This is a genomic window from Bradyrhizobium sp. LTSP885, from assembly GCF_000938305.1.
In the GTDB taxonomy this organism is placed as follows: Bacteria; Pseudomonadota; Alphaproteobacteria; order Rhizobiales; family Xanthobacteraceae; genus Bradyrhizobium.
Genome location: NZ_JYMT01000038.1, coordinates 403,045 through 425,751, shown reverse-complemented (window position 1 = coordinate 425,751; position 22,707 = coordinate 403,045). Strand labels below are relative to the sequence as shown.

Here is a 22,707-nt window from a genome sequence, read left to right as displayed (position 1 = left end):
AGCGAATGGCGAGTAGCGAATGGAAAATCCCTATTCGCTATTCGCTACTCACCATTCGCCCCTCACACTCTCGTCATATCGAACTGCGCCTTCTGGCCGGTGCCGTAGCGGCGCAGGGCGCCCTCTTCACCGACCGCGTTGGGCCGCTGGAAGATCCAGTTCTGCCACGCGGTGAGGCGCGAGAAGATCTTCGATTCCATGGTCTCCGGGCCGGCGAAGCGCAGATTGGCTTCCATGCCGGTTAGGCTGTCGGGCGAGAACGAGGTGCGTTCCTCGAGGAACACCCGCACCTCGTCATCCCAATCGATATCGTCGAGCGCGAAAGTGACGAGACCGAGCTCTTCGGCCTCCTCGGCATCGAGCGCCTTGCCGATCGACGCCTGCGCGCGCTCGACATCCGACGGATCGGCCTGGAAGCGCGACTGCAGCCGGGTCAGGCCGTGGCTCATCGGATAGGGCTCGAAATTCATCGCGGTCAGTTCGATGGTCGGCGGGGCGCGGTTGTCGCCCTGCTTCTGGCCGATCAGCATGTAGGAGCGGTCGGCGGCGAACACGAGTTCGGCCAGCGTGCCGACGAAGCAGGAGCCGGGCTCGACCAGCGTCACCAGCGTGCGCGAGGTGACGTCGATGCGTTTGAGCACGCGCTTCCAGTAATGCCTGATCTCGTTGACCAGCCAGTGCGCCTTGTTGGCCTCGAGGAACGCATCATAGGCGACGACATTGGCGCGGTCGCCGTGGCTCTTGAACACCAGCATGGCAGTTCCGAGTTCATTGATGCGCAGATGCAGGATTGCGTCATCGAGCTCGCGCGCGACCTGCAGCGGCCAGAACGCCGCGCCTTGCGCGATCATGCCGTCGATGCTCGCCGGCGCGGTCGTTTCCGGCGCCTTGATCGAGATCGTCGCTATCCGCGCGGCGCGGTTGATATCGACGCTGACAAAACCGTAGCGGATCGCGCTGTCGTCGATGGTCCGCTTCAGCGGCGTCAGCGCAAGACCCTTGCCGGAGCCGTTGCGGCTCGACTTCGCGGAAAATTCCTTGACCCGCTCGGCGAGCTTGCCTTCGAGCTTGGAGTTCGGCGCGATCTCGTCGACCAGCCGCCACTGCACGGCGCGCTTGCCCTTGATGCCTTCCTCGATGGTGCAGAAGAAATCAGCATGGTCGCGGCGCACCTTGCGCTTATCGACGACACGCGTCAGCCCGCCGGTGCCCGGCAGCACCGCCAGCAGCGGCACTTCCGGCAGCGCAACGGCGGCGGCGCCGTCATCGGCCATCATGATGTGGTCGGTTGCGAGCGCGAGTTCATAGCCGCCGCCGGCCGCGGTGCCGTTGATCACGGTGATGAAGCTCTGGCCGGAATTCTCCGAGGAATCTTCCAGGCCGTTGCGGGTCTCGTTGGTGAATTTGCAGAAATTGACCTTGTGCGCATGGGTCGAGCCCGCGAGCATGCGGATGTTGGCACCGGCGCAGAACACCCGGTTCTTGCCCGAGCGCATCACCACGACCTTCACCTCGGGATGCTCGAAGCGCAGCCGCTGCACGGCGTCGGCAAGTTCGATGTCGACGCCGAGGTCGTAGGAATTGAGCTTGAGCTGATAGCCCTCGAACAGGCCGGCATTCTCGTCGACGTCCATGGTCAGCGTCGCGACATCGCCCTGCACGTCCAGCTTCCAGTGCCGGTAGCGCGACGGCTCGGTCTGGAAATCGATGTATTTCGCCCCGCCTGCAAGGACACGATCGTCGCCAGCCATTGGGCCACCCTTCAAGTTTATTGGTTGCGCTTCGTTGGATTTACTTCATGCACAATAGTGCATGTTTTCGATCTAGTCTAGGTCGAAACGCAAAAACATGCATTTTGTTTCATGTTGGCCAAATTGCCCGTTCGGCCAATGGCCTACGGCCGGAGATAAATGTCAGGCGGCCAACGTCTGGTCGTCGCGGAGCGCCACGAGAGCGAATTCGGTGACCGCCTCCAGCGTCACCGCGGGCGCCTCACGGTGCGGCGAATGGCCGGCACCGGCGATGACGGCGACGTCGACCGGGCAGTAGCACTCGTCCCGGGCGATCTCGACCTGGCGCATCGTGCCGTATTGATCGTCGACGCCCTGCACGATCAGCACGGGCACGCGGACATAGGCGAGATATTCGGAGATATCCCAGTCGCGGAATTTTGGATCGAGCCAGGCGCCGTTCCAGCCGCGGAAGGCGTTGTCGACATCCTTGTGCCAGCGCGCGAGCTTGTCGCGGAGGTCGGTGGTCTCATACGCCGTCCTGATCTCGGCGATCGATGTCACCGAGATGTCCTCGACGATGAAATGCGGCGCGATCAGCGCGATGCCCTGCAGGCGATGATCCTGATGCGCGCCGGCATAGATCGCCGCGATCGACGCGCCGTCGGAATGGCCGACCAGCAAGCCGCGGCGGAAGCCGATGCTATCAAGCAGTTTCGGCAGCACATCGAGTGCCTCGATATGCATGTAGTCGACCAGGCGCGGCAACTGTGCTGGCGTCGAGGCGCCATAGCCTGCGCGCGAATAGACGAATACGCCGGCGCCGGTCGCAGCCTGCAGCTTCTCGGGGAAGTCGCCCCATAGCCCGACTGAGCCGAGGCCTTCATGCAGCATCACGATGGTCGGTGCGGCATCGGGTGACGGACCGATCATGCGGTATTCGAGATCGGCGCCGTCGATGGTGAGGAAGCCTGATGGATTTAAGGTTTGCACGCTTGGGCCTTCCTCACTCGTCGTCCCGGCGAAGGCCGGGACCCATACGCCGCGGCTTTTGTTTTGAGAGATGCTGTTCAACGGCTTTTGCGCAACAACTAAAGCCTGTGGTTATGGGTCCCGGCCTTCGCCGGGACGACGCGTGGAGGGGCTATTGCGCGCCATCGCGCAACTTGAACCGCTGGATTTTTCCCGTTGCCGTCTTCGGCAGTGAATCCACGACATCGATCCAGCGCGGATATTTCCATGGGCCGATCTTCTGCTTGACGTGCTCTTTCAACGCCTCGTGCAGCCCATCGGTCTTTCCCCCAGGCCGCAGCACCACGAACGCCTTCGGCTTCAACAGCCCTTCCGGATCGGCTTCCGGCACCACAGCCGCTTCCAGCACTGCCGGATGGGTGATCAGCGCGCTCTCGACCTCGAACGGCGACACCCAGATGCCGGAGACCTTGAACATGTCGTCCGAGCGGCCGCAGAAGGTATAGCGGCCCTCGGCGTCGCGGACATATTTGTCGCCGGTGCGGGTCCACGCGCCCTCGAAGGTCGCGCGGCTCTTGCCGCGCTGGTTCCAGTAGCACTCGCCGGCCGAGGGCGCATCGACCAGCAATTCGCCGACTTCGCCGTCGGCCACCTCGACACCCGTCTCGTTGACCAGCCGCACCTTGTAGCCGGGCACCGGACGGCCCGAAGTGCCGTACTTGATGTCGCCAGGTACGTTCGACAGGAAGATGTGCAGCAGTTCGGTCGAGCCGACGCCGTCGAGGATGTCGACGCCGAAACGCGCGCGCCACGCATTGCCGACCGATTCCGGCAGCGCCTCGCCGGCCGAGGTGCAGATCCGCAACCGATCGCCGCCACCCTGCGCCTTCATCGCCTCATCGTTCAGCATCGCCGCGAACAAGGTCGGCACGCCGAAGAAGATGCTGGGACGATATTTGTTCATCAGCGCGAACATCACGGCCGGCGTCGGACGCTCCGAATTCAGCACCGTGGTGGCGCCGACCGACATCGGGAAGGTCAGCGCGTTGCCGAGGCCATAGGCAAAGAATAGCTTTGCCGCAGACAGGCCGACATCGTCCTCGCGAATGCCGAGCACCTGGCTGGCATAGGTCTCCGCTGTGGCGGCCAGATTGGAATGCAGATGGCGCACGCCCTTCGGCATGCCGGTCGAGCCCGACGAATAGAGCCAGAACGCCGGCTCGTCGGGATGCGTCGCGGCGGTGGCGAAAACATCGTCCTCACGCGCGATCTCGTCGGCGAGCCTGGAGTGGCCATGCGCGTCCTTGCCGGAGACCACGACATGCTCGAGATCCGGCAGGCGTCCGATGATGTCCTTCACGACAGGCAGCAGCGCCTCGGAGACGAACAGCACGCGCGCGCGGCAATCCGCCAGCACATAGGCGTATTGCTCCGACGTCAGCAGCGTATTCAGCGGCACCGGCACCACGCCGGCGCGGATCGCACCCAAAAACACGACCGGGAAATCGACCGTATCCAGCATGATCATCGCGACCCGCTCTTCGCGGCGGACGCCGAGCCGGCGCAGCATATTGCCGAGCCGGCGCGTCTGCTGCTGCAACTCGCCATAGGTGAGTTTGGACACCGTATCGTCGAAGGCGATCTTGCCGCCGCGGCCTTCGTCGACATTGCGGTCGAGCAGCCAGGTCACCGCATTGTAAATCATGCCCCGCTCCTCGGACCCGAACGCGTCACGCGGCCTCTCCTGCCCTTTTAAGAATTATAATTCATACAAAGCCACTACATTGGCTTGCTGTCAATCCTCATCGGCATTATGTTTCCTAGCGGTTCGGGCCTGATCGAATCAGAACCGAATCGCTAGATTCTTGTTTGACGCGTTTTCTTCACGCGAACCGGCGGCCACTTCGCTCGAAAACGCTTCGGAACCCGCGAGTCGCACAGGGATAATGACCCAGGATAACGATCCCGAAACCGGCTTCCTCGAGCAGCTTGGCCAGCGCGTGCGCACGATGCGCGCCCTGCGCGGCATGTCGCGCAAGGTGCTCGCCAAGGTCTCTGGCATTTCCGAACGCTACATCGCCCAGCTCGAGAGCGGCAAAGGCAATGTCTCGATCGTGCTGCTGCGCCGCGTTGCAGGCGCGATGGGAGCGCATCTCGAAGACCTGATCCCCTCGAGCGAGCCGATCCCCGACTGGGCCGTGATCCGCGATCTCCTGCGCAAAGCGTCACAGAGCCAGATCGCGCAGGCCAAGGACATCCTGGCCGGCGGCAGCGCATCGGCGCCGCGCCGCGCCTCGTTCTCCGGCATCGCGCTGATCGGCCTGCGCGGCGCCGGGAAAACGACGCTCGGCAGGATGCTGGCGAAGAAGATCGGCTGGAGCTTTGTCGAGCTCAACAAGGAGATCGAGGCGCAGAACGGCTTGTCGGTCGCCGAGATCATCGCGCTCTACGGCCAGGAGGGTTTCCGCCGCATGGAGCAGGCTGCGCTGACGCAGCTTCTGGCGCGCAAGGAATTGATGGTGCTCGCGACCGGCGGCGGCATCGTTTCCGAACCGCTCACTTTCGATTTGATCCTGTCGTCGTTCTACACGATCTGGCTGAAGGCCGAGCCCGAAGAGCACATGGCCCGCGTCCGCCGCCAGGGCGATCTGCGCCCGATGGCCGACGACCGTTCCGCGATGGCGGAGCTGCGCAACATCCTGGTCAGCCGCGAGCCGCTCTACGCGCGGGCGTCCGCCGTGGTCGACACCGCCGGGCTATCGGTCGACGCCGCTGCTGCGCGACTGATCGACTCCGTGCGGCCGGTGCTGCAGAACGAGGCGCGCAGTTTTGGCCTGCGCAGCGTGGCGCTGTAATTGATGTCACACGACCTGGCAGACGTGTCCATGAAAGAGCAGATAGCGTCCCGGGCCGACCACCTCTGACGCATTGGCACGCCACCATGCGGCGGCCTCCGGGCTGGCTCCGGCCAACTTCTCGATCGCAATTGCAGCGTCCACCGCATAGCCATCGACGACTTCGGCGCGACCGAGCAACACGAACAGCCATTGCTTCCACCACGACCGCGGCAATGACAGCACGCCGAAGCCGAAGAACCGGCGACGGTGCGCATAGCGGTCGACCGGTAGCTCCAGCCCGACCCATTTCTCGCGCACCCAATGCGGCGCTTCGCCGGGCGGGACGTCGACGATGCGGATGGTGAAGCTCGGCTCTGTCACGTGGACACTCAGGGTATTTTGGACACCCGTCTGTCGCGGCGACGAACCATTGCGTTCACGGTCGGCCATGCAGGACGAACTGTGCTGAGATCACAGAAGCCTGTTCTTCACATTGTCAGCGCCATCGCGCAGCAGCGGCAGGAAGCGCTCGATCAGCTCCTGCTTCGGCACGCGATCGACATGCGCGCCCATGTTGATGGCGGCGACGATGGTGCCGTCGTAGCGGCGCACCGGAACCGAGATCGAACGGAAATGCGGCTCGGCCTCGCGGTCGACCAGCGAAAAGCCTTGCGCGCGATCGGCAATGATGGCGGCCAGCAGTTTTTTCGGATCGGTCACGGTCTGCGGCGTCACGGCCTCGCGCGGCATCGCCTTCAGCCGTGCCGCAAGTTCAGCGTCATCGAGCCGGCCGAGCATGGCGCGGCCAACCGAGGTGCAGAAGGAAGGAAGCCGATAGCCGATGTCGAGGCCGGCTGAGAACATTCGCGTCGGGCTCGAGCGCGCCACGAACACGACGTCGTCACCGTCGAGCAGCGCCAGCGAACTGATCTCCTGTGCTGCAGTGGCGATACGGTCGAGCACTGGCTGCAGCACCGTCACCACCTGGTTCGATCGCAGATAGGAGCCCGATAGTGTCAGCACATGCGGCGTCAGGGTGAACAGCTTGCCGTCGGTCGCGACGAAGCCACCATGCGCGAGCGTGAACAGGATGCGCCTCGCGGTGGCGCGCGGCAGGTCGGCGGCGCGAGCGAGGTCGCTCAACGTCGCCGGGCCGCTGATCGTGCCGAACACCTGCAACAGGCGCAGGCCGCGATCGAGGCTCTCGACGAAATCGGTCGCGCGCTCGTCCTGATCGGTCCGCTTCAGCTTGGGCATTGGGGTGCGGCTTTGAACGGTTCAAAATTTGGACTTGCTGTCCTATCAAGACATGGCATAATTCGCACATACGTTCAATAGGCGAACAAATCCAAATGGAGACGCCGCCATGATGAGCCAGGAAGCGAATGACCTGATCACCCGCACCGGGGCTAAGGACAGTTGCGGGAAGCTGATGCGGATGTACTGGCAGCCGGCGGCGCTGGTCGATGAGTTGCAAGGCGCACGCCCGGTGCGGCCGGTGAAACTGCTCGGCGAGAACCTGGTGCTATTTCGCGGCGAGGACGGCCGCTACGGGCTGATCGATCGCCACTGCGCCCATCGCGGCGCCGACCTCGCCTTCGGCCGGCTCGAGAATGGCGGCCTGCGCTGCGCCTTCCATGGCTGGCTGTTCGACGCGAGCGGCCAATGCATCGAGACGCCGGCCGAGCCCGCCGGCTCGCAGCTCTGCAAGGGCATCCGGCAGCGCTCCTATCCGGTGATCGAGAAGAGCGGCATCCTCTGGGCTTACCTCGGCGAAGGCGAGCCGCCGGCCTTTCCGGAGCTCGACTGTTTTGTGGCACCCGACAGCCACACCTTTGCGTTCAAGGGGCATTGGGGCTGCAACTGGCTGCAGGCGCTCGAGGTCGGCATCGACCCGTCGCACGCCTCCTTTCTGCATCGCTTCTTCGAAGACGAGGACACGTCGACCGCCTACGGCAAACAGTTCCGCGGCGCCTCTGCCGGCACCGACATGCCGATGACCAGGATCATGCGCGAGTTCGATCGGCCCATCATCAATGTGGAGCACACCGAATATGGCCTCCGCCTGATCACGTTGCGCCAGATCGACGAGGAGCGCACCCATGTGCGGGTCACCAACCAGCTATTCCCGCACGGCTTCGTCCTGCCGATGTCGACCGAGATGACGATCACGCAGTGGCACGTGCCCGTCGATGACGAGAACTGCTACTGGTACGCGATCTTCACCAGCTTCGCCGCGCCGGTGGACAAAAAGAAGATGCGCGAGCAGCGGCTCGAGCTCTATGAGCTGCCGGACTACAAGTCGCGCAAGAACAAGAGCAACGATTACGGCTTCGATCCGCACGAGCAGGCGACCGAGACCTACACCGGCATGGGCGCCGACATCAACGTCCACGACCAATGGGCGGTGGAATCGATGGGCCCGATCCAGGACCGCACCAATGAGCATCTCGGCCAGAGCGACAAGGCGATCGTGCAATATCGCCGGCTGCTGCGGCAGGAGATCGAGAAGGTCGCCGGCGGCGAAAAGCCGATGCTGTTCCTCGACGACGCCACCGCGCGCAGCATCCAGGGGCCGGCGACGATGGACGGCATAGGGCCGACCCAAGGCTGGGAACTCTACTGGATGGAAGTCGACGTCAAGCGCCGCCACGGGGCGCCCTGGGCCGCACCAGTGCCGCGCGAGATCGCCGGCAAGGTGCATCATCTGACGGCGGCGGAGTGATGGTTGTGGCATCGTCATTCCGGGGCGGTGCGCAGCACCGAACCCGGAATCTCGAGGTTCCGGGTCTGGTCCTTCGGACCATCCCGGAACGACGAACAACGTGGGAGTAACGCCGTGAGTTTTGTCGAGCGTCACGGCCTGTGGTCGGACGAGCAGAAGGAGGCGGCACACCGCCTTCGCCGCATCGTCGAGGAGAAGAACCTCGAAGTCATCCGGCTGGCTTTTCCCGACCAGCACGGCATCCTGCGCGGCAAGACGCTGATCGCCGGCGAAGCGGCGCGCTCGCTGGAGGGCGGCTGCTCGATCGCGACGTCAATGCTCGCCAAGGACACCGCGCACAAGACCGTGTTCCCGGTATTCGCCGCCGGCGGCGGTTTTGGCATGAAGGAGATGGAGGGCGCCGCCGACGCGTTGATGGTCGCCGATCCCACCACGTTCCGGGTGCTGCCCTGGGTGCCCAACACCGGTTGGCTGCTCTGCGACCTCTATTTCAGCGACGGACGGCCGGTGCCGTTCGCGACCCGCCATCTCTATCGCAAGGTGCTCGATCAACTCGGCAGCCGCGGCTACGATTTCGTCGCCGGACTCGAGGTCGAATTCCATTTGTTCAAGCTCGATGACGCTCACATGGCGCCCGAAGACTCGGGCCAGCCGGGAAGGCCGCCGTCGGTCAGCCTGCTGTCGCACGGCTACCAGTACCTGACCGAGCAGCGCTACGACCAGATGGAGCCGGCGCTCGAAATCTTCCGTCGCGACATCCTCGCGCTCGGCCTGCCCTTGCGCTCGGTCGAGGTCGAGTACGGCCCGAGCCAGTGCGAATTCACTTTCGCGCCGACGACAGGCCTCGCGCCGGCCGATACCATGGTGTTGTTCCGGTCCGCAGTGAAGCAGATCGCGCGCCGCCACGGCTATCACGCCACCTTCATGTGCCGGCCGAAACTGCCGAACGTGTTCGCGAGCGGCTGGCACCTGCATCAGTCGGTGGTGTCGCGCGCAAGCGGCGAGAACGCCTTCATGGCGAAGGAGGGCAGCGAACCCCTAAGCCAGTTCGGCCGCGGCTGGCTCGCCGGCCTGATCGAGCACGCGCGGGCGTCCACCGTGTTCACGACGCCGACCATCAATGGCTACAAGCGCTATCGCACCTATTCGCTGGCGCCGGACCGCGCGATCTGGGGCCGCGACAACCGCGGCGTCATGATCCGCGTGCTCGGCGGCGCCGGTGATCCGGCAACAAGGCTGGAGAACCGGATCGGCGAGCCGGCGGCCAACCCCTACCTCTACATGGCCTCGCAAATCCTCTCTGGCCTCGACGGCGTCGACCGCAAGCTCGATCCCGGCCCGTCGGCGGATACGCCCTACGAGACCAAGGCCGCGCTGCTGCCGAAGTCGTTGCGCGAGGCAGTGTTCGCGCTGAACGAGGACCCGTTCTTCCGCCAGGCGTTGGGTGCGGAGTTCGTGGACTATTACGTCCACATCAAGAATGCGGAGATCGAGCGGTTTCAGGCCGAAGTCTCCGACTGGGAACATCGCGAATATTTCGAGATGTTTTAGGCGACCGCAGTCTGCCGGAGCAGACCGCCGTCCTCCCTGAACGCGACGTCAGCGCGCAAGCAGTTCCTTCAGGGCTGCGTCGATGACCTTGATGTCGTCGGGGCTGGTGCCCGGTCCGCCGGCGAAATGCCCCCAATAGGTTTCGACGACGCGCAGCTCGGCGTTCGGCATGTGCTCGACCTCGATGGCGCTGTCTTCCGGAGGGAAATACAGGTCGGTCGAGGCCGGCATGACAATGGCCTTCGCCTTGATCCCGGCCAGCGCCTTCTTGTAGTCGCCGTTGTAGATCGGGTTGTTGGAGATATCGCCGTTCTGCCAGGTCCACAGCATGGTCAAGAGATTGTTGGCATCCTTGGAAAGCAACCAGCCTTCCCAGAAGCCCACCAGGAAATCCTCCAGCGAGGCGTAGCCCATCTTCTTCAGATCGGCTTCGACGCGGTAGAACGTCTGCGAAAAACCCCAGCCCGCATAGACGCGCGACGCGGCGCGGAGGCCCTTCTGCGGCTGCTCCTTGTAGAAGCCGTTCATGAAGGCGGCGTCGGCCTGAAGTGCCGCCTTGACGCCTTCGAGGAAGACGAAGTTATGGCGCGAGCATTTGGCCGAGCCCTGAAATGGCAGGATGCGCTCGACCATATCAGGGAAGATCGCGCCCCAATGGAACGTCTGCAGCGCGCCCATCGACCAGCCGGTCACCAGCTTGACCTTGCTGATTCCGAACTTCTCCGTGACCAGCCGATGCTGTTGCACGACATTGTCGTAAGCGGTGATCTTCGGGAAACGGGACCCATTGAACGGCGCCGGCGTGTTGCTTGCCGAGGTCGAAAGGCCGTTACCGAACATGTTCGGCACGATGATGAAGTATTTTTCCGGATCCAGCGCCATCGTTGGCCCGATCAGCCACTCGTTTTCCAGATGAGTTCCGGAATACCAGCAGGGATAAACGATGACGTTGTCCTTGGCCGCGTTGAGCTTGCCATAGGTCTTGTACGCCATCTTGGCGCCGCGCAGGATCTGCCCGCATTGCAGCGTCACGTCGCCAAGCTCGAACACCTCATAGTCAGCCATGGAAGTCCCTCTCTGGTTTTGAGTTTACGCAGTTGGTGAAGTCGTTTTGGCAAGCAGCCGCGCGAGGTGACACGGCCACGTCGCCTGAACGACATCGCCGATCGTATAGGGATCGCGGAAGAACACCCGTTCGGGAACATAGGCGACGAACTCGTCTTCACCGGTCGCGTCCAGCATGACCTTGACGAAGTTGCCCTGATATTCGACCGCCAGCACCCGGCTCGCCAACGACGAGGTGTCAGGCGCCAGATCAATGCCCGGCCGGATCAGATCGACATCATCCCGACGGACCGCGACGTCGATGATGTCGCCCTTGCCGACACGCGACGAACCCGCTGGGACGGCGACATGCTTCATCTGCGGCGCTGCGAAGCTGACGAGATTGTCCTTGATGGCATCGACACGGCCGGAGAACACGTTCTGCCCACCCAGGAACTCGGCCACATAGCGATCTCGCGGCGCCGCATAGACGTCTCGCGCCGGGCCGGCCTGCTTGATCTCTCCGCGGTCCATCACGACGACCATATCGGCCAGTGCGATAGCCTCGAGCTGCGAATGGGTGACGTGCACGAAGGTGATGCCGAGGTCGCGCTGCATTCGCTGCAGCTCAAGCCGCATCCGCACCCGCAACTGCTCGTCGAGCGCGGAAAGCGGCTCGTCCAGCAGCAGCACCCGGGGCTCGGTGATGGCGGCACGCGCCAGCGCGACACGCTGTTGCTGGCCGCCGGAGAGTTGGGCCGGCAGCCGGTCGGCCAGCTCCGAAAGCCGAACCTTCTCGAGCATCGCATCGGTTTTCCGGTAACGATCCGCCTTCGACAGGCCGCGGATGCGCAGCGCAAACGCGACGTTGTCCCGCACGCTCAGATGCGGGAACAGCGCGTAGGATTGAAACATCATCGCCGTACCGCGCGTGACCGGCGGCAATCCCACCACGTTTTCGCCGCCGATCAGAATCTCGCCGTCGGTCGGATCTTCGTGTCCGGCGATCATGCGCAGAATCGTGGTCTTGCCGCAGCCGGATGGGCCGAGAAAGCAGCAATAGGCACCATCGGGAATCTTCAGGTTGATGCCCTGCACAACCGTGTGTACGCCGTCATAACTCTTTGTCAGGCCGGCGAGTTCGATGTCACCGCGCAGAACCGCCATGGCTTGGTCTCCGATCAGGACGCGCGAGCGCCCCGACGTCTTTGAATGAATACGATAGTTCCCAGTGCCGCACCAATGATCAAGAACGAGATGATCGTGGTCACGGTGCCGAGCGCATAGAGAGACGGTGACGTGACGTTGAGCGTCATGCTCCATATCTCAAGTGGCAGGGTGTTTTGGGGACCGGCGGTCTGAAGCGTTCGCGCAAACTCGTCGTAGGACAGCGTGAAGCCGAACAATGCGACGGCCACCAGACCAGGCGCCAGAACGGGAATGATCACAAGGCGAATCGTTTGCCACGCCGTAGCACCGAGATCGCGCGCCGCCTCCTCCCAGGCCGGATTGAAACGCGACATCACGGCGAACATCACCAGCACGCCGAACGGCAGCGTCCAGGAGAGTTGCGCACCGAGAGCCGACGCATAGGGGGACGTTTCGATGCCGATCGCGTTGAACAGCAGTCCGACACCGATGCCCAACACCAGGCCCGGCGCCACCAGGCTGCCGATCATCAACGCGAACACGATATTGTCGCCCGGGAAGCGCCGGCGGAAAGCCATCGCCGCCATGAATGAAACTACCACCGTGATAACAGTCACCACGATCGCGAGCTTGATGGAGCGATCGAACGCGCCCTTGACGTCGCCGGTTCTCACCTGCGTGAACAGATCGACGAACCAGTGCAGTGACAGCCCCTTCATCGGGAATACCAGGCCGCCGCGCACGTCCTGGAACGACAGGATGTAAATGCAGATCATCGGACCGTAGAGCGCGACGACGTAGCACGTGAACAGCGTCGCCAGCAGGTAGAAGGTCCACGGCCGTCCGCCACGGCTGGGTGCGATCGCCCGCTTCGTCATACGCTCGTCAGCCATCGTGACCGCCTGCGGCGCCGTACTCATCGGGTGATTTCTTTTCTTATATCGACGGTGCGCAGGATCAGGGCAACCATCGCCAGCAACACGACCGTCAAGACGATCGCGCTCGCCGCCGCTCCCGGATATTGCAGCACCGAAATGTCCTCGTAGAACGCGCTCACCACCGATGCGGAGCCGCCGCCGGACATCACCTTGGTGACGAAGAAATCACCCATGACAATCGATGCCACGAAGATGGAACCCAAGGCGATCCCGCTCTTGGACAGAGGCACGATGATCAAGCGCATGATATCGAAGCGGCTGGCCCCCGCGTCGATCGCGGCCTCGACGACGCGCTTGTCGATGCGGGCCATCGAATTGAAGATCGGCACGATCATGAAGATCGTGAGCTGATGCACATAGGCGACGACGACCGCAAATCCGGAGTAAAGCAGGAATTCGAGCGGCTCACGGATCAGGCCGATCCGCAGCAGCGCGGAATTGATCAGGCCTTCCTTGCCCAGCAGCGGAATCCAGGAAATCATTCTGATGATGTTCGACGTCCAGAACGGCACCGTGCAGATCAGGAAGAGGCCGATCGCGAGCAGCGGATTGCGGACATGGAAGACCAGGAAGTAGGCGACGAAGAAGCCGAGCAGCAGCGTGAAGAACCAGGTGAGGACGGTGAATTTCACCGTCGCGAGATAGAGATTGAAGGTGAGACCCGAGGTCAGCACCGTGGCGTAGTTGGCCAAGGTGAAGGTCGGGATCAAGCCGCCGAAGCCGTCGGTCTCGAACACGCTGGCGACCAGCACCACCAGAATGGGCAGGACAAAGAACGGGATCAGCACGAACATCAGTGGCGACACATACAGCCAGCTAATGGTCGATCGAGATACTCTCATGAAACTTCTCTGGAAAATCGACTCACCTCGCCAGCCGACTTGCGGCCGACTGCCCCGACGATGACGGTCCTGGTCAGGCGACCTTGAAATCGTTCCAGCGCTTGTTCATGTACGCCGACTCGTCCATCAGCGTGTTCCAGCACGAGATGTTGGTGACGCGTTCAACGAACGAACCGCCGTCGCGAACCGTACCGGCCGCCTCCATCGGGACACCATACGGGTCGGTCACGGGCTCGGGAGCCGGTTTTCCCTCGTACCAGAATGTGTATTCCGCCGGCGTCATGAATTTCTTCGCGGTCGAAGGCACCGGGCTGTAGTAGCCGTAGCGGCTGACGAATGCGCCCTGCCAGCCCGACATGTACCAATTCATGTATTCGTAGGCGGCATCGAGCTTTTTGCCGGTGAGATGCTTCATTAGCCCCATGCCGTTGCACCAGCCACGGTAGCCTTCCTTGCCGTCCTTGAAATTGACAGGCGCATAAACGCAGGGAACCTGCTTGACCCGAACGGCCGCGACGGCCGGCGACCACATCGACTGGATCACGACTTCTCCGGCCGCCATCAACTGAACCGATTGGTCGAACGTGGTCCAGGTTGCGCGAAACTGGCCGGCCTTCTTCAGTTCGATCAGCTTGTCGCAAGTGAAGTCGATCTCCTTCTTCGTCATGTTTCCCTTGTTGCCGTACTTGATCAGCCCGGCGCTTTCAAAGCACAGCGCGGCATCCATGATGCCGATCGCGGGGACGTCAAGAATGGCGGCCTTGCCCTTGAATTTCGGATCGATCAGATCCTTCCATTGAGTCACGGTGTGGCCGACGAGATCCGGCCGATAGCCGATCGAATCCGCGTTATAAACCTGCGGGACGTTGGTCAACCATTCGGTGACGCCGTCATGCAGGTCGGTGGAGTCGGGCTTCTCGATATAGAGCGCCTCATAGGGCGAAATTCCCTGGCGCGGAATCTTGTGACCATCGAGTTCGCCCTTTGTGAAGATTGGAAGGAAGTTATCGAACTCCTTGATCTTCTTGGCCGAGATGCCCTGGATCACGCCGCGCTTGGCGGCAAGCTTGGCCTGCCAGCCCTCGAGATCCGCGATGTCGACGCTGTTGGGCTGAGTGATGAAGCGATTGATGGCCGCCGATGTGTCAAGGTTCTGCATCGTGACCTTGAAACCGAGATCCTTGGCTGCCTGATCGCCGATCGCCTTCACGACGGAGTACGACACGCCGACATGGCGCAACTCGATGTCCTTGATCTCCTGCGCCCAGATCGTGGGAAATCCGGTCACGGCATCGGTTCCGATCGCCGCGCCGGCGACCGCGGCACCTGCCTTCAGCAATGACCGCCGGCTGACGCCCTTGGTGGATTTGCCCGCGTCACTTTTGTCCTTGACCGCCATTTTGCTTAGCCCCCGCTGGAAGTTCAAGACAGTGTCGGGCGCTCGCGGGGAATGTGTTATTCGGCGTTTACCCCATCCCCCGTCGGCAAAGCACGTATTTCAATTTTCGCGACGGGCGAGTAGCGCGCAGGCAAATGGGCGTGTGGAGAATGATTAGGCAAAGCGGTGTTGACAAAGGCATCACAGCATCGTCTTTGCCGCCACTGCTCAGAATGAGTGCAACATCCGATTGGTCCCGCGGATCAAGTCCGGGCCGGGCCTTTGCTCGAAATGCTCAGTGGCGCGAGCTATCGCGCAACAGGCACGCGGCCAATTCCGTGCGGTTATGCGCGCCAAACCGCCGACAGAGATTGGCGACGTGTTCCTTGACGGTTTGATCCGAGATGCCCATCTCGCGCGCTATTTCCTTGTTGGTCTGGCCGCGGCAAATCCGGACCGCGACATCCGCGGAACGTGGCGGGAGCCGCAGCGAGAGCATGGCCGGCGACGGCGACACCGCGCGCTCGGGCAGCATGATGGCGTCGCGGCTCTGCTCGAGCTCACCTGAATTCATCATATTCGTCACGGCCAGCGAGCCTGCCCGGCACAGCATGTCCATCCGCTGCCGCAGCAGCGGGGTATACGGAGCTTCGGCATCCATCGTCGCGGTGAACAGCACGCCAATGATCTTGTGGCCGCACCGCAGGGGCCCGCCCATGTTGTAGCTGAAGCCCCATTCTCTCAACATCTCGAACGACGCGCTGCGCGGCCAATGCTCCGAACCAAGCAGCGATGCGCCATCGACGACGCGGCTTCGGGTCAGAATGCAGTCGAGCACGGGATCACGCTTCCAGAAACCCGCTTTGTAATTGTCGAGCAGGCCTTCCGCGACATGGCGGCTGTAGACCAGTTCCGGCTCGGCGCCGTCGAGCAGATAGAGGCCGACAGTCGGAGATCCAGTCAGGCTGCTGATCGCCGAGCAGCAGGCGACGCCTAAACCGCGCACCGACCGGCTCTCCGCGATGGACATGAGTCCATCGGCGAGCCGGCGCTCGCGCAGATGATCCAACTGCATTCGTCCCGCTGGCACCGCCACTCCTTGCGCGCTCGCGCTGCACCGGCCTCCAGGAATCTGCCCCAGGACATGTGCGCCGTTGACGGATCTTATAGGCTTAAAATTTCTGCGCTGCCTTACGATTGGTCAAGCGAAAAGAAGCGGCAGCAGCGCTTCTTCTCGGCCCTGCCGCAGGCCACGGCCGCGAATACCCCCCATGCCGGGGGATTGCCGGGTTGCCGAGCCGTCTCCTACGATCCTGACATCGCAATCGCGCGACGCCCGAGTGCCGGCTCCGACCGCCGTCTCGTGATCGCGCGATCCGGCGGGACACGCCGACATCGATCGCAGGTGCACTTTCTCGCCCGCCCGCCCAATGCCTGGCGGGCGAAGGCAGAGTCGTGCCCGGGATCGGTGGGCTCCTGCCATCCGGTTTCAACCACCCGCTCCGCGCCACCGATCGGTGAACGCGACGGGATCGATCCTGACGTGGAGATATCGACCATGAACGTGTCTGCTCAGCGCGCCACCAAACCCTTCGGCACCACGACAGCCGCCGAGTTTCACGCCCGTCTCGACGCGCTGTTGCCCCTGGTGGAATCCAGGGCAGGCGACGCCGAGGCCCAGGGCTATCTCACCGACGACGTGGTCGCCGCGCTGCGCAAGGCCGGCATCTATACCATACTGTTTCCGAAACAGGTCGGCGGCGCGGAATTGCTGCCATTCGATGCGATGACGGTGATCGAACGTCTGTCCTATGCCCACGCTTCGGCCGGCTGGTGCGTAATCGGCAACAACATGGAAGGCACCACCCTCGCCATCTATGTCGAGGACGAAGGTATCAAGACGGTCTTCGCTAACGGCCCCGACATCACCATCGCCGGAAACGGCGTGCCGCGCGGCTTTGCCCGACCGGTCGAGGGTGGCTACATGATCCGCGGCAATTGGGCCTATGGCAGCGGCATCCAGCACGCTGAATGGGTGCATTCCGGCTGCTTCGTCACCGATCCGACTGGCAAGGACATGGTGATCGGCCCCAACGGCCAGCCCAAGATCGTCGTCACCCACCATCCGCGCGCGACCATCAGGCTGATGGGCAATTGGGATGTGCTCGGCCTGCGCGCCACCGGCAGCTTCGACTACACGATCAGCGAAGGCACCGAGCTGTTTGTGCCGACCCACATGACCTACGACTTCGACATCGGCGCACCCCGCCGCGGCGGCGTGCAGGGCGCGCTCGGCCTTGCCGGCTACAGTGCCTGGGCTCATTCCGGCTGGGCGGTCGGCGTCGGGCGTCGCATGCTCGACGAACTCGTGAAGGTCATCGTGCAGCGCCAGGATGCTTTCGGCAAGTCGAGCGAGAGCGCGAGCTTCAAGTTCCAGTTCGCCCAGGTCGAGGCGCGCTTTCGCGCCGCGCGGGCGCTGGTGCACGAGACCTGGCGCGAGGTGTCGGAGAGCTGCGCGCGCGGCGAAGCCCCGACGCTCGACCAGATGACGATGATCAAGCTGTCGCTGCGCCACGTTCATGACGTGATTTCCGACGTCGGCACCTTCGCACACCGCGCCGCGCGTGGCGCCTCGCTGCACAACACGCCGATGCAGCGCTTCTATCGCGACATCCACTCGGGGACGCAGCACATCCTGATGGCCGACCAGATCGTCGAGGAATGCGGGCGCGCTTTGCTCGGCCTTCCCGCGCCGGGATCGCAATGGACCGTGTTCGGGGTCACGGGCTGAGCCGGTCATCGAGACATGAGGATGACCACGTGACGAAGCCCCGCATCGTCGGCTTCTGCGGCAACACCTCGCGGCCGTCCAAGGCGCGCGCGCTGGTGGAAGCTGTCGGCGCGGAGTTGAGCGCACGGCATCCCCTCACCTTCGACGTTCTTGATCTGGTCGATGCCGGTCCCGGCATCGCCGCATTCAGCCGCACTACGCTCGATGACAACGCTCGCACTGTGATCGAAGCGATCGAGCGCGCCGATGGCCTTGTGATCGGCTGTCCCGTCTTCCAGGGCTCCTATCCAGGCTTGTTCAAGCACGTATTCGACCTGATCGAGCCCAGCACCCTGCGCAATCGTCCCGTGGTGCTGACGGCCGTCGGCGGCGGGCTGCGCCACTCCCTGGTGGTGGAGCATCAGCTGCGCCCGCTGTTCGGCTTCTTCGAAGCCTGCACGGTGTCGACCGCAATCTACGCCAGCCGCGGCGAGCTCGCGCCCGGCGAAGCGCTGGCCCCGATGATCACCGCACGAATCGCCAACGCAGCCGAACAGTTAGCCGCTCTCTTGAGGGGCCGTCGCGCCGACGCCGCATGAATAATCTCGACACCCAATGCCCGGCCTTGCCGCCTTCAACCGGAGACTTCGACCATGCCTGATGCTGCCGCCAAGGCTTTGCCTGACCTGACCGGCTTCACCCGTTCGGAATACGATATCAACGGCGCGCGGACGGTCGTCCACACCATCGGAAGCGGACCGGCATTGGTGTTCCTGCACGGCACCGGCACCTTCACCGGTTTCGACATGGCGCGCGAATGGGCCACGCGGCACACCGTGATCATCCCCTATCATATCGGCTTTGGCGATTCCGGCGATGCAGATGCGATCGACACCGCCGAAGACCATGTCCTGCACTATATGGACCTGTTCGACCGGATCGGTCTCGACGGGTTCGACCTCGCCGGGTTTTCCCTCGGCGGCTGGCTTGCCGCTGAATTCGCAATCCGCCAACCGCAGCGGGTGCGCCGGCTCGTGCTGGTCGCACCCGCCGGGCTGGTCGTCGCCAACGCGCCGGCACCAGGGCTGTTCGAGATCGCGCCGCACGAGCTGCCGTCCTACCTCGCGCACGATCCAGCGGTGGCACTGCGCTATTTCCCGCAAGCCCCCGATCCTGCATTCGACGCGCGGCTTGGGCGCGAGGTCACAGGTTTCGCCAAGCTGATCCGCAACGACCCGCAGGGCAACCCGAAGCTCGCGCATTGGCTGCATCGGATCGGCGCACCGACCCTGGTTCTGTGGGGCGCCGAGGATCGCCTGCGTCCGACCGCCCAGGCGCACGCCTGGATGGCCGGCCTTGCGGACGGACGTCTCGTTCTCGTGCCGGCGACCGGGCACCTCGTCTTCGAGGAAACGCCGGCAGCCGCGCGTCACGTCACCGATTTTCTCGCCGGCTGAACCGGCCGATCGCAATCCCGCAACAACAGAGGACACCACCATGACCGACATGCCTCCCGGCGTCACGGCAAGCAGCGAAGGCTTTGACGACATCGTCTGGAACATCCTGGGTCAGACCTACACCCTCAAGCAGCAATCCGAAGCCTCGATGGCCTGGCACGCCGTATTTCCGGATGGCACCTTCGTGCCCCCGCACGTGCATCCGACCCAGGACGAACTCGTCTACGTCCTGAGCGGCCGCTACGATTTGTGGCTCGACGGCAAGGATTTCGTCGCCAGGGCCGGCGACCTGGTCCGCATGCCCAAGGGATTGCCGCACGGAATCTTCAACCGATCGGGCGAGACCGCGACCAGCCTGTTCTGGGTGGCGCCGACGCGCTCGCTGAAGACGTTGTTCGAGCGCATCCACAATGTTCCGGACCCGCAGCAGGTGGTGCGCATCGCCGCCGAGCACGAGGTCAATTTCCTGCCGCCTCCCGCCTGATGTCGCGTTCACCTTCACCTGATCTCGATCCCCAAGAGGAGCAATCATGAGCTGGACCACCATTGCCGAGACCGATCGCCAGAGCATTGCACGCTGGCAAAAAGGGATGCTGATGCTCGCGATCCTGTGCGAGATCTTTCTCGCCGCGGACTGGTACGCGTTCGCCGCCGTGCTTCCCTTCGTATCCGAGACGCTCAAGCTCAATCCTGCCGAGGCCGGCCTCGCCCAGGGCATCTTCGCGCTCACCTATGGCGTCGGCATGGTGGTCTGGTCTCCGGTCAGCCGCTCGATGTCCGCACGCAACATGCTGCTGATCGGGCTCGCAGGCACCGGGCTCGGCATGGTGTTGCAGGTGTTCGTGCAGAGCTACCTCCAGCTCGTCGTGCTGCGGCTCGTGATCGGCTTCTTCGATGCCGGCATCTTCATCGGCAACATGAAGCTGATCTTCGGCTGGTTCCCGCAGAGCCGGCGCGGCTCCGTCGTCGGCCTGATCCTGGCAGCCTACAGCCTTGCCATCACCATGGATTTCGCACTCGGCATTCCGCTGACACTCGCCACCAGCTGGCGCACCTTCTTCGCCGTGCTCGCGATCGGCACGCTGATCGTCGCTGTCATCGACGCCCTTGTGGTGCGCAACGGTCCGCGCGAACTCGGCATCGCCAATTTCAGCTGGGGCAACGAAACGGCGCGCGAGACGCTGCCGCTCGGCGAAATCTTCCGCTCGAAATGGATCGCCGTCGGCGGCTTCGGCATCGTCGCCTGCACCTTCGCGATCGCGGGCACCGCCACCTGGGTAGTCCCCGCCTTCATCACCGTCCAGCATATGCCTCCGGAAGCCGGAGCCGTGATCGGCACCGTGATGGGCCTGTCCCAAGTGGTCTTCCTCGTGATCGGCGGCTACATGTCCGATCGGCTCGGGAAGCTCTTCATGATCAAGCTTACCGCCTTGCTGGCGTTCCTGACCGCGCTGATGTTTCTCTGGAGCGTCGTCACGCCGCTGCCGTTCGCAGCACTGGTGCTGCTGGCCGCAATCAGCGGGATCGCCCTGCTGGGTGGCGGAGCGATTTTCGCGCTGCTGAGCGAGAAATATTCCGACGCGCTCGCCCCGGCCGCGATCGGCTATGCCGAAGTGTTCGGGATATTCTCGGCGTTTGTGGCGCCGTGGTTGATGGGAGCCATCATCAACGCCTCCGGCGGTTCGTTCACCGGCGCCTTCGCCGCCTTTGCGATCATCGAGGCCATCATCGTCGCGCTGCTGATGATCCTCGCCCGGGATAAAGTCGGCCGAACAGAGGTGATTGAAAGCCCTGCAGAATAGAACAACGAGCCTCGTTCAAATTCCCAAATAGCGATGCTGCAAATCCGGCTCTGCGATCAGCTGCTCGCTGGTGCCGCTCCACACCGTCCGGCCGCGCTCGATGATGTAGTGGCGGTCGGCGATGCGGGAGAGGTTTCCGACGTTCTTGTCGATCACGAGCACCGACTGCCCCTGTGCCTTGAGCATCGACAGACAGCTCCAGATCTCGTCGCGGATCAGCGGCGCGAGGCCTTCGGTGGCCTCGTCGAGGATCAGCAATTTCGGATTGGTCATCAGCGCGCGGCCGATCGCGAGCATCTGCTGCTCGCCACCGGACAGCGTGACGCCCATGTTGCTGCCGCGCTCGGCGAGCCGCGGAAACAGCGCGTGGATTTTTTCCAGCGTCCAGGGATCACGGCTGCCGAGGCGATTGCCTGACGCGGCGACAAGATTTTCCCGCACCGTCAGGTTCGGAAAGATTTGGCGTCCCTCTGGGACAAGCCCGATACCGAGTTTTGCGATTCTGTAGGACGGCAGCCCACGCACCTGCTCCCCGGCGAAGCGGATGGCGCCGGCGCGGGCGGGCGTCAGGCCCATGATCGAGCGGACCGTCGTGGTCTTGCCCATGCCGTTGCGGCCCATCAGCGCGACCATCTCGCCTGCCTTGATCTGCAACGACAGGCCGAACAGCACCTGGCTGAGGCCATAGCAGGTCTCGATCGCATCGACTTCAAGCAGGTTCTCGCCATCAGCCACTTTTGTTTCAGACATGGGCGACCACCACATGCTGATCGCCAAGATAGGCGCGCTTGACCTCGTCGTGCTTGCGGATCGCGTCGGGCACATCGCAGGCGATGACGCGGCCATAGACCAACACCGTGATGCGGTCGGCGAGCGCGAACACCGCCTCCATGTCGTGCTCGACCAGCACGATCGTCACTTCCTTGCGCAGCTCCTTGAGAAGCCCGACCATCCGCGCGGATTCCGTGACACCAAGGCCCGCCATCGGCTCGTCGAGCAGCAGCAGCCGCGGCTTGGTGGCAAGCGCGACCGCAAGCTCGAGTTCGCGCTGTTCGCCATGGCTCAGTTGCGACACCACGATATCGGCGCGCTGGCCGAGGCCGACGCGCGCCAGCGCCGCACGCGCGGTATCGCGCAGGTGTTTCTCCTTGCGCGCGCTGCCCCAGAAGCGGAAGGAGTGGCCGTCATGCGCCTGGGCGGCCAGCGCGACATTGTCGATCGCCGAAAAGTCCTTCAGCAGGGACGTGATCTGGAACGAGCGCGCCAGCCCGAGCCGGCTGCGCCTGTAGGCCGGCAACCCGGTGACGTCGCGGCCGCCGAAATGGATGGTGCCGGAATTTGGCATCAACTGTCCGGTGAGCTGGCTGATCAGCGTGGTCTTGCCGGCGCCATTGGGGCCGATGATGGCGTGCAGCTCGCCCGGCACGACCTCCAGCGAGAGGTTGTCGGTCGCGGTGATGCCGCCGAAGCGGCGGACCAGATTGTCGACACGCAGCAAGGGATCAGCCAAGG

The 22,707-nt window shown here is 63.4% G+C and carries 21 protein-coding genes; 8 read left to right on the top strand and 13 right to left on the bottom strand.

Translation table 11 applies throughout. The annotated features are described in order from the left end of the window. Nucleotides 1-62: 62 nt before the first annotated feature. From boxC to UP09_RS25725, 3 genes are all read right to left on the bottom strand, one after another. Nucleotides 63-1,751: a 2,3-epoxybenzoyl-CoA dihydrolase gene (gene boxC, locus UP09_RS25735; RefSeq protein WP_044541073.1), complete on the bottom strand. Its 1,689-nt coding sequence runs from the start codon at nt 1,749-1,751 to the stop codon at nt 63-65. Nucleotides 1,752-1,913: 162 nt separating this feature from the next. Next, nucleotides 1,914-2,663, bottom strand: coding sequence for an alpha/beta fold hydrolase (locus tag UP09_RS25730; protein ID WP_502689085.1), 750 nt, complete (start codon nt 2,661-2,663; stop codon nt 1,914-1,916). A gap of 211 nt (nt 2,664-2,874) precedes the next feature. Continuing rightward, the gene (locus UP09_RS25725) at nt 2,875-4,407 is read right to left on the bottom strand and encodes a benzoate-CoA ligase family protein (protein ID WP_044541071.1); all 1,533 of its coding nucleotides are present in this window, start codon (nt 4,405-4,407) and stop codon (nt 2,875-2,877) included. A 160-nt stretch (nt 4,408-4,567) separates the two neighbouring features. Between UP09_RS25725 and UP09_RS25720 the strand changes: the two genes are divergently transcribed. Continuing rightward, complete coding sequence (locus tag UP09_RS25720) at nt 4,568-5,557, top strand: helix-turn-helix transcriptional regulator (protein WP_283806018.1); 990 nt, start codon at nt 4,568-4,570, stop codon at nt 5,555-5,557. 6 nt (nt 5,558-5,563) lie between these two features. Here UP09_RS25720 and UP09_RS25715 read toward each other — a convergent pair whose 3' ends face one another. Together UP09_RS25715 and UP09_RS25710 are read right to left on the bottom strand one after the other, a co-directional pair. Further along, on the bottom strand, nt 5,564-5,920 hold the full coding sequence (locus tag UP09_RS25715; RefSeq protein ID WP_156164763.1) for a hypothetical protein: 357 nt from the start codon (nt 5,918-5,920) through the stop codon (nt 5,564-5,566). A gap of 90 nt (nt 5,921-6,010) precedes the next feature. Then, entirely contained in the window at nt 6,011-6,796 is a 786-nt protein-coding gene (locus UP09_RS25710; protein ID WP_044541068.1) for an IclR family transcriptional regulator domain-containing protein, read from the bottom strand. A 109-nt stretch (nt 6,797-6,905) separates the two neighbouring features. On the opposite strand from UP09_RS25710, the gene UP09_RS25705 reads away from it, so the two are divergent. Further along, nucleotides 6,906-8,264, top strand: coding sequence for an aromatic ring-hydroxylating dioxygenase subunit alpha (locus UP09_RS25705; protein ID WP_044541067.1), 1,359 nt, complete (start codon nt 6,906-6,908; stop codon nt 8,262-8,264). A 114-nt stretch (nt 8,265-8,378) separates the two neighbouring features. Next, complete coding sequence (locus UP09_RS25700) at nt 8,379-9,815, top strand: glutamine synthetase family protein (RefSeq protein ID WP_044541066.1); 1,437 nt, start codon at nt 8,379-8,381, stop codon at nt 9,813-9,815. 48 nt (nt 9,816-9,863) lie between these two features. Here the strand turns inward: UP09_RS25700 and UP09_RS25695 are convergent, their stop codons facing one another. The 6 genes from UP09_RS25695 to UP09_RS38625 all read right to left on the bottom strand — a co-directional run bounded on the left by UP09_RS25695 (nt 9,864) and on the right by UP09_RS38625 (nt 16,196). Continuing rightward, on the bottom strand, nt 9,864-10,880 hold the full coding sequence (locus tag UP09_RS25695) for an alpha/beta fold hydrolase (RefSeq protein ID WP_044541065.1): 1,017 nt from the start codon (nt 10,878-10,880) through the stop codon (nt 9,864-9,866). A 24-nt stretch (nt 10,881-10,904) separates the two neighbouring features. After that, nucleotides 10,905-12,026 (bottom strand): ABC transporter ATP-binding protein, encoded by a 1,122-nt coding sequence (locus tag UP09_RS25690; protein WP_044541064.1) that lies wholly within the window; start codon nt 12,024-12,026, stop codon nt 10,905-10,907. Between the two features lie 14 nt (nt 12,027-12,040). Then, nucleotides 12,041-12,928 (bottom strand): ABC transporter permease, encoded by an 888-nt coding sequence (locus UP09_RS25685; RefSeq protein WP_044541063.1) that lies wholly within the window; start codon nt 12,926-12,928, stop codon nt 12,041-12,043. After that, on the bottom strand, nt 12,925-13,788 hold the full coding sequence (locus UP09_RS25680) for an ABC transporter permease (protein ID WP_044541062.1): 864 nt from the start codon (nt 13,786-13,788) through the stop codon (nt 12,925-12,927). The genes UP09_RS25685 and UP09_RS25680 overlap by 4 nt, the downstream gene beginning before the upstream one ends. Before the next feature lie 73 nt (nt 13,789-13,861). After that, nucleotides 13,862-15,187 carry an ABC transporter substrate-binding protein gene (locus UP09_RS25675; RefSeq protein WP_044541061.1) on the bottom strand — a complete coding sequence of 442 codons (1,326 nt, stop codon included), beginning with the start codon at nt 15,185-15,187 and terminating at the stop codon, nt 13,862-13,864. A gap of 274 nt (nt 15,188-15,461) precedes the next feature. Next, complete coding sequence (locus UP09_RS38625; protein ID WP_245302192.1) at nt 15,462-16,196, bottom strand: response regulator transcription factor; 735 nt, start codon at nt 16,194-16,196, stop codon at nt 15,462-15,464. 528 nt (nt 16,197-16,724) lie between these two features. Here UP09_RS38625 and UP09_RS25665 point away from each other — a divergent pair. Genes UP09_RS25665 through UP09_RS25645 form a run of 5 tightly spaced genes read left to right on the top strand, consistent with a single transcriptional unit; the run spans nt 16,725 to nt 21,195 of the window. Further along, nucleotides 16,725-17,957, top strand: a complete 1,233-nt coding sequence (locus tag UP09_RS25665) for an acyl-CoA dehydrogenase family protein (RefSeq protein WP_044541231.1) — start codon at nt 16,725-16,727, stop codon at nt 17,955-17,957. Nucleotides 17,958-17,986: 29 nt separating this feature from the next. Beyond that, nucleotides 17,987-18,535 (top strand): NAD(P)H-dependent oxidoreductase, encoded by a 549-nt coding sequence (locus UP09_RS25660; RefSeq protein WP_044541059.1) that lies wholly within the window; start codon nt 17,987-17,989, stop codon nt 18,533-18,535. Nucleotides 18,536-18,589: 54 nt separating this feature from the next. Continuing rightward, nucleotides 18,590-19,393, top strand: a complete 804-nt coding sequence (locus UP09_RS25655) for an alpha/beta fold hydrolase (RefSeq protein ID WP_044541058.1) — start codon at nt 18,590-18,592, stop codon at nt 19,391-19,393. A 40-nt stretch (nt 19,394-19,433) separates the two neighbouring features. Further along, nucleotides 19,434-19,877, top strand: a complete 444-nt coding sequence (locus UP09_RS25650) for a cupin domain-containing protein (protein WP_044541057.1) — start codon at nt 19,434-19,436, stop codon at nt 19,875-19,877. A 46-nt stretch (nt 19,878-19,923) separates the two neighbouring features. Continuing rightward, on the top strand, nt 19,924-21,195 hold the full coding sequence (locus UP09_RS25645) for an MFS transporter (protein ID WP_044541056.1): 1,272 nt from the start codon (nt 19,924-19,926) through the stop codon (nt 21,193-21,195). A 15-nt stretch (nt 21,196-21,210) separates the two neighbouring features. Here the strand turns inward: UP09_RS25645 and UP09_RS25640 are convergent, their stop codons facing one another. Further along, nucleotides 21,211-21,945, bottom strand: coding sequence for an ABC transporter ATP-binding protein (locus tag UP09_RS25640; protein ID WP_044541055.1), 735 nt, complete (start codon nt 21,943-21,945; stop codon nt 21,211-21,213). Next, nucleotides 21,938-22,705 carry an ABC transporter ATP-binding protein gene (locus UP09_RS25635; protein ID WP_044541230.1) on the bottom strand — a complete coding sequence of 256 codons (768 nt, stop codon included), beginning with the start codon at nt 22,703-22,705 and terminating at the stop codon, nt 21,938-21,940. The genes UP09_RS25640 and UP09_RS25635 overlap by 8 nt, the downstream gene beginning before the upstream one ends. Between the last annotated feature and the right edge of the window lie 2 nt (nt 22,706-22,707).

Excerpts from the sequence above, each read along its gene's own strand:
- boxC (WP_044541073.1), bottom strand. The coding sequence starts at position 1,751 with ATGGCTGGCGACGATCGTGTCCTTGCAGGCGGGGCGAAATACATCGAT.
- UP09_RS25730 (WP_502689085.1), bottom strand. The coding sequence starts at position 2,663 with ATGATCGGTCCGTCACCCGATGCCGCACCGACCATCGTGATGCTGCAT.
- UP09_RS25725 (WP_044541071.1), bottom strand. The coding sequence starts at position 4,407 with ATGATTTACAATGCGGTGACCTGGCTGCTCGACCGCAATGTCGACGAA.
- UP09_RS25710 (WP_044541068.1), bottom strand. The coding sequence starts at position 6,796 with ATGCCCAAGCTGAAGCGGACCGATCAGGACGAGCGCGCGACCGATTTC.
- UP09_RS25705 (WP_044541067.1), top strand. The coding sequence starts at position 6,906 with ATGATGAGCCAGGAAGCGAATGACCTGATCACCCGCACCGGGGCTAAG.
- UP09_RS25695 (WP_044541065.1), bottom strand. The coding sequence starts at position 10,880 with ATGGCTGACTATGAGGTGTTCGAGCTTGGCGACGTGACGCTGCAATGC.
- UP09_RS25690 (WP_044541064.1), bottom strand. The coding sequence starts at position 12,026 with ATGGCGGTTCTGCGCGGTGACATCGAACTCGCCGGCCTGACAAAGAGT.
- UP09_RS25685 (WP_044541063.1), bottom strand. The coding sequence starts at position 12,928 with ATGAGTACGGCGCCGCAGGCGGTCACGATGGCTGACGAGCGTATGACG.
- UP09_RS25680 (WP_044541062.1), bottom strand. The coding sequence starts at position 13,788 with ATGAGAGTATCTCGATCGACCATTAGCTGGCTGTATGTGTCGCCACTG.
- UP09_RS25675 (WP_044541061.1), bottom strand. The coding sequence starts at position 15,187 with ATGGCGGTCAAGGACAAAAGTGACGCGGGCAAATCCACCAAGGGCGTC.
- UP09_RS38625 (WP_245302192.1), bottom strand. The coding sequence starts at position 16,196 with ATGTCCATCGCGGAGAGCCGGTCGGTGCGCGGTTTAGGCGTCGCCTGC.
- UP09_RS25665 (WP_044541231.1), top strand. The coding sequence starts at position 16,725 with ATGAACGTGTCTGCTCAGCGCGCCACCAAACCCTTCGGCACCACGACA.
- UP09_RS25655 (WP_044541058.1), top strand. The coding sequence starts at position 18,590 with ATGCCTGATGCTGCCGCCAAGGCTTTGCCTGACCTGACCGGCTTCACC.
- UP09_RS25650 (WP_044541057.1), top strand. The coding sequence starts at position 19,434 with ATGACCGACATGCCTCCCGGCGTCACGGCAAGCAGCGAAGGCTTTGAC.
- UP09_RS25645 (WP_044541056.1), top strand. The coding sequence starts at position 19,924 with ATGAGCTGGACCACCATTGCCGAGACCGATCGCCAGAGCATTGCACGC.
- UP09_RS25640 (WP_044541055.1), bottom strand. The coding sequence starts at position 21,945 with ATGTCTGAAACAAAAGTGGCTGATGGCGAGAACCTGCTTGAAGTCGAT.